Genomic DNA, 13,280 nt, shown 5'->3' with positions numbered 1-13,280 from the left:
ATGGTTGCTCACCTGATTGAATTTGCCACTAACCACTACATTCTTGTCGGTATCTTCGTCGTACTGCTGGCTTTGCTGCTGGCGCATACGGTGCAGGGCGGCGGTAAAAGCCTGAGCACGGGCGAGCTGACCGCTCTGGTCAACAAGGAAGCCGGCGTGGTGGTGGACATCCGTCCGAGCAAGGACTATGCCGCTGGTCACATCGTTGGCGCGGTGAACATTCCCCAGGACAAACTGGCCGCCCGCATCGGCGAGCTGGAAAAACACAAGGCCAAGACCATCATTCTGGTCGACGCCCTGGGCCAGACCGCCGGCACCCACGCCCGCGAGCTGATGAAGGCCGGCTTCACCGCCGCCAAGCTGTCCGGCGGGATTTCCAGCTGGAAAGGCGACAACCTGCCGTTGGTGAAGTGACATGAGCGACGTCATCGTCTACTCCAGCGATTACTGCCCTTACTGCTCGCGCGCCAAGTACCTGCTCGCGAACAAAGGCGTGGCCTTCGAAGAGATCAAGGTCGATGGCAAGCCGCAGGTGCGCGCCGCCATGGCCCAGAAGGCCGGACGCACGTCCGTGCCGCAGATCTGGATCGGCGACACCCACGTCGGCGGATGTGATGATTTGTATGCCCTGGAGCGTGCCGGCAAGCTCGACGCGCTGCTCAAGGCCTGACCTGCTGCAAACGTAAAGAACCCTAAAAGACCCAAGATCAGAAAGGATCTGAGATGACTGACCAACAGAACACTGCAGCCAGCGAAGAAGAAACCGCACCGCAATTCTCCTTGCAGCGCATCTACGTACGCGACCTGTCCTTCGAAGCCCCGAAAAGCCCGGCGATCTTCCGCCAGCAGTGGGATCCGGCGGTCGCTCTGGATCTGAACACCCGCCAGAAAGCCCTGGAAGGTGATTTCTACGAAGTCGTGCTGACCCTGTCCGTCACCGTGAAAAACGGTGAAGAAGTGGCCTTCATCGCTGAAGTGCAACAGGCCGGTATCTTCCTGATCAAGAACCTGGACGCGGCTTCGATGAGCCACACCCTGGGTGCGTTCTGCCCGAACATCCTGTTCCCTTACGCTCGCGAAACCCTGGACAGCCTGGTGACCCGCGGTTCGTTCCCGGCCCTGATGCTGGCCCCGGTGAACTTCGACGCCCTGTACGCGCAAGAGCTGCAGCGCATGCAGGAAGCCGGCGAGACCCCGACCGTTCAGTAAGCGGTCGATGCAACAACGAAAAAAGCGCCGTTACAGGCGCTTTTTTCTTGGCTGATCGTTCCTGTGCTGATCGTTCCCACGCTCCGCGTGGGAATGCAGCCCGTGACGCTCCGCGTCACTGGACGCGGAGCGTCCCCAGAGGCATTCCCACGCAGAGCGTGGGAACGATCAGCGGTGTCTTCTTGGGCGGTGTTATTTGAAGTCGTTCTGCCGCCACGCTTCGTACACGGCCACCGCCACGGTGTTCGACAGGTTCAGGCTGCGGCAGCCTTCGCGCATCGGCAGGCGCAGGCGCTGTTCGCCGGGCAGGGCATCGAGCACTTCCGGCGGCAGGCCACGGCTTTCCGGGCCGAAGATGAACGCATCGCCGGGGACGAACGCGGCATCGTGAAACGGCCGCGAACCCTTGGTGGTGAAGGCGAACAGCCGTGGATGACCGAGGCTTTCCAGGCAACTGGCGAGGTCGGCGTGGCGCTGCAAAGTGGCATACTCGTGGTAGTCGAGACCGGCGCGGCGCAGGCGCTTGTCGTCCATCTCGAAGCCCAGCGGTTCGATCAAATGCAGGTGGCAGCCGCTGTTGGCGCACAGCCTGATAACGTTGCCGGTGTTCGGCGGAATTTCCGGTTGAAAAAGGATGACGTGAAACATGCACGGCTCCGAAGGTAAAGATGACGCGCATTCTACGCCGCAAGCGGATCCGCGTTCGAAACTATTCCCGCGGGTGATGTCATCGCTGGCGATCATCGGTGTGATGGTCGGGATGATGATCGGCCGTTTGACCACGCCTGACCCAACCGTCTTGCAGCAGGTCGAGGTGATCGATGATGGTCTGGCGGTCTGGTTCAACAACGAGCCGAAGCTGCATGGCGAGATCGTCGATGGCAGCGTTGCGTTGCTGTTTGAGGCCGAAGGCCAGGCGCAGAAAGGCCAGCTCAAGTTCAACGGCAAGGACGTGAACTGGCGGACGCGGTTGAGTGACGGGGGATTGTTGCTGACGCTGGTGGCGGCGCGGCCGCTGCAGGGCGACTGGGCCGGCCAGGCGGTCGATGACCGCTGGCGGCTGGAGATCCATCTCCGGGAGCAATAAAAGAGGGAATCCCCGGCCTGCCTGTACCAAGGTTCCCGAAACGGGCGGGCTCATCGCATGGCGTTCTGAGCCGGTGTAAAGAAGGAACCCCTGACCTGCCTGTATCAAGGGCCCCAAAAGGGTGGACTCGCTGAGTCCGGTGTAAAGAGGGGAATCCCCGGCCTGCCTGTACCAAGGCCCCCGAAAGGGTGGGTGAATCGAATCACCTGAAGGAGTTATTGCAGGGGGCGTGCCAGTTTTTCTCGTTTTGAAACAAAAAAGCCCGGCACAACGACGAAGGCCCCGTAATACGGGGCCTTCGGCTTTTCACAGGACGGGGTTTTCAGCGATTTACAGTGCAAGCCTGAGTTCGTGGCCGTGCCCGATTAAGGGTCACGGTGCCTTGCGGCGGTGCAGGCTGGCGCTGAGTCTCAGCCTTCATCGCCCTCATCGTCATCCCCGCCATCGACCTTCATGCCGAGTTCCTTGATCTTGCGGGTCAAGGTGTTCCGGCCCCAGCCCAGCAGCACGGCTGCGTCGCGACGACGTCCGGCAGTGTGCTTCAACGCGGTCTCGATCATGATTCGCTCGAACGCCGGCACCGCGCTGTCGAGCAGGCTCGACTGACCGCGCGCCAGGGCCTGATCGGCCCACTGACGCAGCGCCTGTTCCCAGTTGGTCACCGGCGCCGAGTCCTGCGGCAGGCTCAGCAGTTCCGGCGGCAGATCGCTGATGTGCACTTCGCGTCCGGACGCCATCACCGTGATCCAGCGGCAGGTGTTTTCCAGCTGCCGCACGTTGCCCGGCCATGGCAGGTTCTTCAGGTATTCCTCGGTCTCGCTTTTCAGCAGCTTAGGCTCCACCGCCAGTTCTTGCGCGGCGCGGCTGAGGAAGTGCTTGGCCAGGGTCGGGATGTCTTCGCGACGGTCCGACAGGCGCGGGATGTGGATGCGGATCACGTTGAGGCGGTGGAACAAGTCCTCACGGAATTTCCCGGCGTGAACCAGGGTTTCCAGATTCTGGTGCGTTGCGGCGATGATCCGTACATCGACCTTGACCGGCACATGTCCGCCGACGCGATAGAACTCGCCATCGGCCAGCACCCGCAGCAGTCGGGTCTGGGTATCCGCCGGCATGTCGCCGATTTCATCGAGGAACAGCGTGCCGCCGTCGGCCTGTTCGAAGCGGCCGCGACGCAGGTTGGCCGCACCGGTGAACGCGCCTTTTTCGTGGCCGAACAGCTCGGATTCCATCAGGTCTTTCGGGATCGCCGCCATGTTCAGCGCGATGAACGGCGAGGCTGCACGCGGGCTGTGGCGGTGCAGGGCGTGGGCCACCAGTTCTTTACCGGTGCCGGATTCGCCGTTGATCAGCACGGTGATATTGGAATGGCTCAGGCGCCCGATGGCGCGAAACACTTCCTGCATTGCCGGCGCTTCGCCGATGATTTCCGGGGTGCGGGTCAGGGTCGGGGCGACTTCCAGGCCTTGCTGCTCCTGGGCATGCTGATTGGCGCGCTTGACCAGCGACACCGCTTCGTCGACATCGAACGGCTTGGGCAGGTATTCGAACGCGCCGCCCTGATAGGAGGCAACAGCGCTGTCCAGATCGGAGTGAGCGGTCATGATGATCACCGGCAGCCGCGGGTGCTGCTCGCGGATCCGCGCCAGCAGGTCCAGGCCGCTGGCACCCGGCATGCGGATGTCAGAGATGATCACGTCCGGCTGCTGGCGCGCGAGGCGGCTCATCACGCCATCGGCACTGTCGAAGCTCTGGGTGGTCATGCCTTCCTGTTGCAGGGCTTTTTCCAGAACCCAACGGATAGAACGGTCGTCATCGACGATCCACACGGTTTCACTACGGCTCATGTCGATGTGGCTCCTTGTTCCAGTGGCAGAAAGATCGAGAACGTGGTGTGGCCTGGATGGCTGTCACACTCGATCAGGCCCTGGTGCTGGCTGATGATGTTCTGGGTGATGGCCAGGCCCAGCCCGGTACCGTCCGGACGGCCGCTGACCATGGGAAAGAAGATGGTTTCCTGGAGTTCCGCCGGAATGCCCGGACCGTTGTCGATGATCTCGATCTTGGTCACCAGGCGATGGCGGACGTGGCCGATGGTGAACTGGCGCATGGCGCGGGTACGCAGGCTGATGCGGCCCAGGCGCAGCTCGTTCTGGCTGCTGATGGCCTGCATCGCGTTGCGCACGATGTTTAGCACGGCCTGAATCATTTGTTCGCGATCAATCAGGACGTCGGGGATGCTCGGGTCGTAATCGCGCACCAGCGTGATGCAGCCCTGGCTTTCGGCCTCGACCAGTTGGCAGACGCGCTCCAGCACTTCGTGGACGTTGCACAGGGCCAGCGACGGCAGTTTGTTCGAACCGAGCATGCGGTCGACCAGATTGCGCAGGCGGTCGGCCTCTTCGATGATCACGTTGGTGTAGTCGCGCAGGCTGTCTTCCGGCAGTTCCCGGGCCAGCAGTTGCGCGGCGCCGCGGATGCCGCCGAGCGGGTTCTTGATCTCGTGGGCCAGGCCGCGCACCAGCATCTTGCTGGTTTCCTGCTTCGACAACTGGGCCTCTTCCTTGGTGATCCGCAACAGGCGGTCACGAGGATGGACTTCCAGCAAAAGCAGGGTCGCGCCGTTGCTGAGGATCGGCGTCACCGCGTAATCCACGGTCAGGGTCTGGCCGGTGAGGGCAGTGAGCATCGCTTCGCGCTTGGTAAACGGGTGCGCCTGCTCCACCGCCTGGCGCAACGAATTGAGCGCCTCGGTGGACTCGGTGAACAGCTCGCTGATGAACTGCCCATGGCTGCGCTGACCGCTGATGGCCAGCAGCATCTCCGCCGCCGGGTTCATGTACTCGAGGCGCAATTCGCTGTCGAGCAGGATGGTGGCGGTGGTCAGATTGTCGAGTAGCAAGCGATGCAGTGCGTCACTGATGGTCATGAGGACCTCTTTTGGAGCATGGCGCGCGCAGGGATACAGCGCTGATGCGAGGAAAATGCAAAAACCAAACCAAGGCTCCGAAAAGAAGCGTTCAACCCCTGAAACGGGCGTTTGACGCTCGTTTGCGTGGCAGTCGAACCGCTCTGGCGGGTACTTTCGAACCAAAATGGGTTGGAATGTGAGTACGGTGCAGCGTATTGCACCAATATAGTGCGCAAAGCTGAACGACGTCAGAAGAAACGCAGGAAAGGATTTTTCGGTTCGGCGGGTTTGTCTTTCAGCGGGCATTCCGGGCGCACGCCATAGTCGGCGCTGACGCACGGTTTGACCTGACGCTTCTGTGCCAGGGAAATGCGCTGCATGTGGAACGGCTGGTTGGCGGTTTTCTCCACGGTGCGGCCCTCGGCATCAAGGATCTCGACAGACAGGTTGTGGCTGCCACGATCGATGTTGCTCAGCGGGAACACCGGGCTCAGACCGGGTTCGCCGACGGCCTGGCCATCCAGCAGCAGGCGATACCGATGACCTCTTTGCAGGCCCGGTTCGCTGGTGACGCTGACGATCAGCTCGCCGGCGCTGCTGCGAATGGTCGCGTCCGGCTCGGGGATCAGCACGCGCAGCATGTCGTAGTGGAACAGCGGCGGCTCTGCTGATTGCTTCGACGGCGCGACCGGTGCAGCGGCGGTCGGGTTCGAGGCCATGCGATTACTGGTGGCCAGCGGCACACGCTTGGCGTTGCCGCGCGGTTGATCGGTGTAGACGCGATTGCCTTGGGCGTCGATGTAAGTGAACACCTCGGCCGATGCGCCAGACGCGATCAGCGACAGGCACAAGGCAATCAATCCTCGCGTCATGGCTTGTGCACCCGCTGCACGGTGAACACCACCGCAGGACTCTGCTGAATGATCGTCTCGCCATTGATCACCTGCACCGCCAGCCGATGCTCGCCCCGGTCGACGTTAACCAGTTGCAGGATCGGCACATTGCTCGGCTGGCCATAAGGCGCGTCGTCCAGCAGCAGGCGCAGTTGATGCGGCGGTTGCAGGCGCGGCTTGATCAGCACGCTGACCGTGAAGGTGCCGTTGTTGGCGCGCAGGGCTTCCTCGGTGGGCAGGCCGGTCAGCTCCAGCACTTCATAGGCATTGCGCGCTGGCGCAGGGCTGGGGGTGTCTGAAGAGGGCGGGCTCGGTGCCTGGGGCTGGACGCTGTTGAGCGGCGGCAACTCCACCGGCTGCGCCTGCACGCCGTCCGGCGCGTGATCGCTGTAGACCGTGTTGCCGTCGGCGTCGGTGTACTTGTAAATCTGTGCGGCAGCGGGCAGGGCGATCAGCAGCAACAGGAGAAAAAAACCACGACCCATGGATTCGACCGATCAACAATGAGATTGGCTTGCAGCATAGGCCAGGGGCGGCGGTAAGCCCAATCGGGACAATATCTGCTCACACAAACTGCTCAGGATTTATTGCGCGGCGCCAGGCGCACCCGTATTTTCGCGGGCGCCGGACAGGACACCTGCCTTGTAGTGCTCGATCAGAACCGGCACACCCTTGGCGTCGACTTCGCGCCATTCGCCTTCCTTTGCATCGTCAACGAAGTTGACGTTGAGGGTGTGGCCATTGTCGAGTCTGGTCACCCAGAGACCTTGGCGTTTGTGATCGCGATATTCGCCGCGCTCGGTAGTGCCACGAACAGTCAATTCACTCAGACCGTTGAGTTGGCCGTGGGCATAGGTCTGGAATCCGGTGGCGACCCATTCCATGTCGTCGTGGTTGAGAAGCTGCCAACGACCCTCGCGCAAATCATTGTGGAATTCGCCCTCCAGTGTTTGCCCATCCTGGTACAGCGTCCACTGGCCCTCTCGTTTGCCCTCTACGAAATTGCCGGACTCCGAATATTTCTCGTCTTTGGAAGAAGACCACGGACCGACCCGAACGCCCTGCTTGTAGGCACCTTGGGCCGAGAGCGAGCCGGAATCATAAGACACCGATTGACCGTCTTCGCTGCCGGTGAATTTAGTCGGTTCGGTTTCCCAGGCAATACGCCTCACCCGATAGTTGTAGAGCGTGCGCTTGCCCTCGACGAGCGTCTGGTCGAGCCATCGCCAGAAAGTAACGGTAAGGAACCGGCCGTTTTTTTCCTGATAGGTCTTCTTGAAGAAGTAAGGTTCGTCATCTGGCGTCGGGTCGCTCAGTGGGTCGTAGTACTGGCCGTAAAAGCTCACCAGTTTCCCTTGGCTGAAATCGAGCTGGTCGAATTCCGGTATGCCGGACTCTTCAAGGAAGAGGCTGTAGTTGAGCGGGGTGATTTGGCTCAGAGCCTTCTTGATGGTCAGGGCGTCGAGGTGTTTGCGACCTTCGGCGATGCGGTCCAGCGCCGGCTGCAATCGCGTGACGCGGCTGTAGAGGTGGTCGTTGGCGTTGTATTTGTAGGCGTAGATTTTGTAGCGGTCGTTTTGCCGAAAAAGCACGAAGCGGGTCGGATCCTCACTGTCGAGCGACATGAGAAAAACCGATTCGATGTTCACCTGGCCGAACTCATCAAGCAGTTGTGGGCGTTCGCCCGGCGTGTCGCAACGGCAGTAATAGCCTTTGACGCCGTTCGTTTCCTTGATGAACGCCAGAGTCATCGAGCTTTCCTGCAAGCCCTGGATCAGCGGGTGAGCCAGCGGCTTGTCTTCATAGAACTCGGCAGCGCCAGTTGTTGAGCAGGCGAGGCCGGCCATCAGGGCGATAACCCGTAACCACTTCATGCGAATCCCTTCGTCAAGGCGCCGGTCGTGGCGCGAAAGCGGCGGATTATCCATGGATGAGCGGGCACAAAAAAGGCCTCCCGAAGGAGGCCTCTTTTTGTCACGCCGCGTGGCGCGGCGCTACCGGATCAGCAGCTGTAGTACAGCTCATATTCCAGTGGGTGTACGAAGGTGCGGACCTTGATTTCTTCTTCGGATTTCAGCGCGATGTAAGCGTCGATGAAGTCGTCGGAGAACACGCCGCCCTTGGTCAGGAACGCACGGCCCTTGTCCAGCTCTTCCAGGGCTTCTTTCAGGCTGCCGCAAACTTGCGGGATTTCTTTCGCCTCTTCAGGCGGCAGGTCGTACAGGTTTTTGTCGGCAGCATCGCCTGGGTGGATCTTGTTCTGGATACCGTCAAGACCAGCCATCAGCAGCGCTGCGAAAGCCAGGTACGGGTTGGCAGCCGGATCCGGGAAGCGGGCTTCGATACGACGGCCTTTCGGGCTGTTGACGTAAGGAATACGGATCGAGGCGGAACGGTTGCGAGCCGAGTAGGCCAGCATCACTGGAGCTTCAAAGCCTGGCACCAGACGCTTGTAGGAGTTGGTGGCCGGGTTGGTGAAGCCGTTCAGGGCCTTACCGTGCTTGATGATGCCGCCGATGAAGTACAGGGCGGTGTCGGACAGGCCGGCATAGCCTTCACCCGCGAAGGTGTTCTTGCCATCTTTGGAGATGGACATGTGAACGTGCATGCCCGAACCGTTGTCGCCGTACAGAGGCTTCGGCATGAAGGTCGCGGTACGGCCGTAGGCGTCGGCAACGTTGTGTACAACGTATTTCAGGGTCTGGGTTTCGTCGGCTTTCTTCACCAGGGTGTTGAACTTGACGCCGATTTCGTTCTGGCCGGCAGTTGCCACTTCGTGGTGGTGAACTTCAACGGTCAGGCCCATTTCTTCCAGTGCGTTGCACATGGAGGTACGGATTTCGTGGTCGTGGTCGAACGGCGGAACCGGGAAGTAGCCACCTTTCACGCCTGGACGGTGGCCTTTGTTGCCGCCTTCCACGTCCTGGTCGGACATCCACGAGCCTTGCTCGGAGTAGATCTTGAACATCGAACCGGAGATGTCGGACTTGAACTTCACTTCGTCGAAGATGAAGAACTCAGGCTCTGGACCGGCGAATACGGTGTCACCGATACCGGTGGTCTTCAGGTATTCCTCGGCGCGGCGGGCGATGGCGCGCGGGTCGCGATCGTAACCTTGCATGGTCGAAGGTTCGATGATGTCGCAGACCAGGATCAGGGTCGGCTCTTCGGTGAACGGGTCCAGAACGGCGGTTTCGTCGTCCGGCAGCAGGATCATGTCGGAGGCTTCGATGCCTTTCCAGCCAGCGATGGAGGAACCGTCGAACATCTTGCCAACTTCGAAGAAGTCGTCTTCCAGCGCATCGCGAGCCGGCATGGTCACGTGGTGCTGAGTGCCTTTGGTGTCCGTGAAGCGCAGATCAATCCACTTGACGTCATGATCTTTGATGAGTTGAACCGACTTCGACATAGTGTCCTCCGGGTGAATTAGGGCGGGTAGTGGATGCCCTTAATAGTGGTGATGCCGGCGCGAATACTCTGCCAAGGCAACCTGCCTCACAAGGGAGCAAATTGCATGCCAGTGCCCCAGCATGGGTTTTTTGCCCCAAATTCACGCTTCTGAAGGTCGAAAGCGCCTTAAAGGCGAAAATCTCGCCCTTTAATGTAGCGCTCAAATCGAAAAATGACCCGTTTTGGTGCGAGCAAAACCTTCTGCACATTAACTGGTTAAACCTTGAGCAATTTCCGCTATAATCCGCGCCCCCCTTTTTCGGCTGGCCCTGCGCGCGCTGTTTTCATGAAACTAATCGTAAAAGTCTTCCCCGAGATCACCATCAAAAGCCGACCTGTCCGGACGAAATTCATCCGCCAGCTGGCCAAGAACATCCGCACCGTGCTCCGCGACCTGGACCCGGCCGTGGTGGTGAACGGTGTGTGGGACAACCTCGAGCTGGAAACCCGCGTCACCGACCCCAAGGCCCTGAAAGAGATGGGCGAACGCCTGACCTGCATGCCGGGCATCGCGCACTTTCTGCAGATCGACGAGTACCCGCTGGGTGACTTCGACGACATCACCGAGAAGTGCAAGCAGCACTATGGCGATGCGCTGGCCGGGAAGATCTTTTCGGTGCGCTGCAAGCGTGCGGGCAAGCATGCGTTCAGCTCGATGGACGTCGAAAAATACGTCGGCAGCAAGCTGCGCCGTGAGTGCGGCGCTGCCGGAATCGACCTGAAGCAGCCGGAAATCGAAGTCCGCATCGAAGTTCGCGACAAACGGTTGTTTGTGATCCACAGCCAGCACAATGGCATCGGCGGCTACCCGCTCGGTGCGCTGGAACAGACGCTGGTGCTGATGTCCGGCGGCTTTGACTCGACGGTTGCCGCGTACCAGATCCTGCGCCGCGGCCTGATGACGCACTTCTGCTTCTTCAATCTGGGCGGTCGTGCCCACGAATTGGGCGTGATGGAAGTCGCGCATTTCATCTGGAAGAAGTACGGCAGCTCGCAACGCGTGCTATTTGTCAGTGTTCCGTTCGAAGAAGTCTTGGGCGAAATTCTCGGCAAGGTCGACGACAGTCATATGGGCGTCGTGTTGAAGCGTATGATGTTGCGCGCAGCGTCGAGCATTGCCGAACGCCTGCACATCGATGCGCTGGTCACCGGTGAAGCGATTTCTCAGGTGTCGAGCCAGACGCTGCCGAACCTGTCGGTCATCGATTGCGTCACCGACAAGCTGGTGCTGCGGCCGCTGATCGTCGCCCACAAGCAGGACATCATCGACACGGCCGACCAGATCGGTACCGGTGATTTCGCCCGGCACATGCCGGAATACTGCGGCGTCATCTCGGTCAACCCGAAGACCGCCGCCAAGCGTGGCCGGGTCGAGCACGAAGAGCAGGAATTCGACATGGCGGTGCTCGAGCGTGCGCTCGCAAACGCCAGACTGGTGCCGATCGATCGGGTGATCGACGAATTGGGCCAGGATTTGCAGATCGAAGAAGTCAGCGAAGCGCTGGCCGGTCAGATCGTCATCGACATCCGTCACCCGGATGCCGCCGAGGATGACCCGCTGGAACTCGCCGGCATAGAGGTACAGACGATGCCGTTCTACGCAGTGAACGCTCGTTTCAAGGAACTGGACCCTACTCGCCAGTACCTGCTGTATTGCGACAAAGGCGTGATGAGTCGCCTGCATGCCCACCATTTGCTCAGTGAGGGGCATGCCAATGTGCGCGTTTATCGACCGAGCTAAGTGCCCGGGGCTGTTTGCCTGTGGCCTGCGTCACCGGCCCCCCGACACCGCCGTCAAGCTGTAACGGCCATGCCGGACACTACTGTCAATCGCTGCCAAGACTTGTCAGCAAACCGAATCCTCTGATCGAGATACACAAGTGATCGAAAATCTACGCAACATCGCCATCATTGCCCACGTTGACCATGGTAAGACCACCCTGGTAGACAAACTCCTGCGTCAATCCGGCACCCTGGAGCGCAACGAGCTCAACGACGAGCGCGTGATGGACTCCAACGACCAGGAAAAAGAGCGCGGCATTACCATTCTGGCGAAAAACACCGCCATCAACTGGAACGGCTACCACATCAACATCGTGGACACCCCGGGCCACGCCGACTTCGGCGGCGAAGTTGAGCGCGTAATGTCCATGGTTGACTCCGTGCTGTTGCTGGTCGACGCCCAGGACGGCCCTATGCCGCAAACCCGTTTCGTGACCAAGAAGGCTTTCGAAGCCGGCCTGCGTCCAATCGTGGTCATCAACAAGGTTGACCGTCCGGGCGCGCGTCCTGACTGGGTTCTGGATCAGATCTTCGATCTGTTCGACAACCTGGGCGCCACCGAAGAACAACTGGACTTCCAGGTTGTTTACGCTTCGGCCCTGAACGGCATCGCCGGTCTGGACCACACCGCCATGGGCGAAGACATGACCGCGCTGTACCAGGCGGTAGTCGACCACGTTCCGCCTCCGGCTGTTGACCGTGACGGCCCGTTCCAGATGCAGATCTCCGCTCTGGACTACAACAGCTTCCTGGGTGTTATCGGTGTTGGCCGTATCGCTCGTGGTCGCGTCAAGCCGAACACCCCGGTTGTCGCTATCAGCGCCGACGGCAAGCGCCGCAACGGTCGTATCCTGAAGCTGATGGGTCACCATGGTCTGCACCGCGTTGACGTTGAAGAAGCTGCAGCTGGCGACATCGTCTGCATCAGCGGTTTCGACGAGCTGTTCATCTCCGACACACTGTGCGACATCAACAACGTCGAGGCGATGAAGCCTCTGACCGTTGACGAGCCAACCGTTTCCATGACCTTCCAGGTAAACGACTCGCCATTCTGCGGTAAAGAAGGCAAGTTCGTGACCTCCCGTAACATCAAGGATCGTCTGGACAAAGAGCTGCTGTACAACGTTGCACTGCGCGTTGAAGAAGGCGACTCGGCTGACAAGTTCAAGGTTTCCGGCCGTGGTGAGCTGCACCTCTCGGTACTGATCGAAACCATGCGTCGCGAAGGCTTCGAGCTGGCCCTGGGCCGTCCTGAAGTGATCATCCGTGAAGTTGACGGCGTGAAGCAGGAACCGTTCGAAAACGTGACCATCGACATCCCTGAAGAATCCCAGGGCAAGGTCATGGAAGAAATGGGTCTGCGTAAAGGCGACCTGAGCAACATGGTGCCGGATGGCAAAGGCCGTGTTCGTCTGGAATACAACATCCCTGCTCGCGGTCTGATCGGTTTCCGTAACCAGTTCCTGACCCTGACCAACGGTGCTGGCATCCTGACCTCGATCTTCGACCGTTATGCTCCAGTGAAGTCGGGCCACATGTCCGGCCGTCAGAACGGCGTTCTGGTTTCGGTTGAAACCGGCAAGGCACTGACCTACTCCCTGGAAACCCTGCAGGCTCGTGGCAAGCTGTTCGTAGAACACGGCCAGGAGATCTACAACGGTCAGATCGTTGGTCAGAACTCCCGCGACAACGACCTGGGTGTGAACCCGACCAAAGGCAAGAAGCTCGACAACATGCGTGCTTCGGGTAAAGACGAAACCATCGCTCTGGTCCCACCTGTTCGCTTCACCCTGGAACAGGCTCTGGAATACATCCAGGAAGACGAGCTGTGCGAAGTTACTCCTAAGTCCATCCGTCTTCGCAAGAAGATCCTGGACGAAAGCGAGCGTACCCGCGCTGCCAAGAAAGCCAAGGCATAAGATTTAGCCAAGGCTGAAAAAAACGCCCC

At 60.0% G+C, this 13,280-nt stretch carries 13 protein-coding genes; 6 read left to right on the top strand and 7 right to left on the bottom strand.

Translation table 11 applies throughout. From position 1 onward, the window contains the following. Genes CAF77_RS10630 through secB form a run of 3 tightly spaced genes read left to right on the top strand, consistent with a single transcriptional unit; the run spans position 1 to position 1,209 of the window. A complete protein-coding gene (locus CAF77_RS10630; protein WP_007952524.1) occupies positions 1-414 on the top strand; it encodes a rhodanese-like domain-containing protein in 414 nt (137 codons plus the stop codon). Between the two features lies 1 nt (position 415). Beyond that, a complete protein-coding gene (gene grxC / locus CAF77_RS10625; RefSeq protein WP_007952522.1) occupies positions 416-670 on the top strand; it encodes a glutaredoxin 3 in 255 nt (84 codons plus the stop codon). Positions 671-723: 53 nt separating this feature from the next. Continuing rightward, entirely contained in the window at positions 724-1,209 is a 486-nt protein-coding gene (gene secB / locus CAF77_RS10620; RefSeq protein ID WP_064382799.1) for a protein-export chaperone SecB, read from the top strand. Between the two features lie 192 nt (positions 1,210-1,401). Here secB and CAF77_RS10615 read toward each other — a convergent pair whose 3' ends face one another. Next, a complete protein-coding gene (locus tag CAF77_RS10615) occupies positions 1,402-1,857 on the bottom strand; it encodes a tRNA (cytidine(34)-2'-O)-methyltransferase (RefSeq protein WP_007952520.1) in 456 nt (151 codons plus the stop codon). On the opposite strand from CAF77_RS10615, the gene CAF77_RS10610 reads away from it, so the two are divergent. Next, positions 1,856-2,296 (top strand): hypothetical protein, encoded by a 441-nt coding sequence (locus CAF77_RS10610; RefSeq protein WP_085654435.1) that lies wholly within the window; start codon positions 1,856-1,858, stop codon positions 2,294-2,296. The two genes, CAF77_RS10615 and CAF77_RS10610, sit on opposite strands and share 2 nt — an antisense overlap. A gap of 410 nt (positions 2,297-2,706) precedes the next feature. On the opposite strand, the gene ntrC is transcribed toward CAF77_RS10610, so the two are convergent. From ntrC to glnA, 6 genes are all read right to left on the bottom strand, one after another. Next, positions 2,707-4,143, bottom strand: coding sequence for a nitrogen regulation protein NR(I) (ntrC, locus tag CAF77_RS10605; RefSeq protein ID WP_007952518.1), 1,437 nt, complete (start codon positions 4,141-4,143; stop codon positions 2,707-2,709). Further along, positions 4,140-5,225: a nitrogen regulation protein NR(II) gene (glnL, locus tag CAF77_RS10600; RefSeq protein ID WP_007952516.1), complete on the bottom strand. Its 1,086-nt coding sequence runs from the start codon at positions 5,223-5,225 to the stop codon at positions 4,140-4,142. The genes ntrC and glnL overlap by 4 nt, the downstream gene beginning before the upstream one ends. A gap of 230 nt (positions 5,226-5,455) precedes the next feature. After that, entirely contained in the window at positions 5,456-6,079 is a 624-nt protein-coding gene (locus CAF77_RS10595; RefSeq protein ID WP_085654433.1) for a DUF4124 domain-containing protein, read from the bottom strand. Further along, positions 6,076-6,585: a DUF4124 domain-containing protein gene (locus CAF77_RS10590; protein ID WP_085654432.1), complete on the bottom strand. Its 510-nt coding sequence runs from the start codon at positions 6,583-6,585 to the stop codon at positions 6,076-6,078. Before CAF77_RS10590 ends, CAF77_RS10595 begins: the two co-directional genes overlap by 4 nt. A 99-nt stretch (positions 6,586-6,684) precedes the next feature. Beyond that, positions 6,685-8,028, bottom strand: a complete 1,344-nt coding sequence (locus tag CAF77_RS10585) for a toxin-antitoxin system YwqK family antitoxin (RefSeq protein WP_256576148.1) — start codon at positions 8,026-8,028, stop codon at positions 6,685-6,687. 74 nt (positions 8,029-8,102) lie between these two features. Then, positions 8,103-9,509, bottom strand: coding sequence for a glutamate--ammonia ligase (gene glnA / locus CAF77_RS10580; RefSeq protein WP_011332032.1), 1,407 nt, complete (start codon positions 9,507-9,509; stop codon positions 8,103-8,105). A 327-nt stretch (positions 9,510-9,836) separates the two neighbouring features. Between glnA and thiI the strand changes: the two genes are divergently transcribed. Together thiI and typA are read left to right on the top strand one after the other, a co-directional pair. Further along, positions 9,837-11,291, top strand: a complete 1,455-nt coding sequence (gene thiI / locus CAF77_RS10570) for a tRNA uracil 4-sulfurtransferase ThiI (protein ID WP_011332034.1) — start codon at positions 9,837-9,839, stop codon at positions 11,289-11,291. A gap of 139 nt (positions 11,292-11,430) precedes the next feature. Further along, a complete protein-coding gene (typA, locus tag CAF77_RS10565) occupies positions 11,431-13,251 on the top strand; it encodes a translational GTPase TypA (protein WP_007952502.1) in 1,821 nt (606 codons plus the stop codon). Positions 13,252-13,280 lie beyond the last annotated feature (29 nt).

The organism is Pseudomonas sp. R15(2017) (assembly GCF_002112685.1).
Lineage (GTDB): Bacteria > Pseudomonadota > Gammaproteobacteria > Pseudomonadales > Pseudomonadaceae > Aquipseudomonas > Aquipseudomonas glycinae.
Note: the sequence above shows the minus strand (reverse complement) of the source record. Positions and strands in the feature narration are given on the sequence as shown.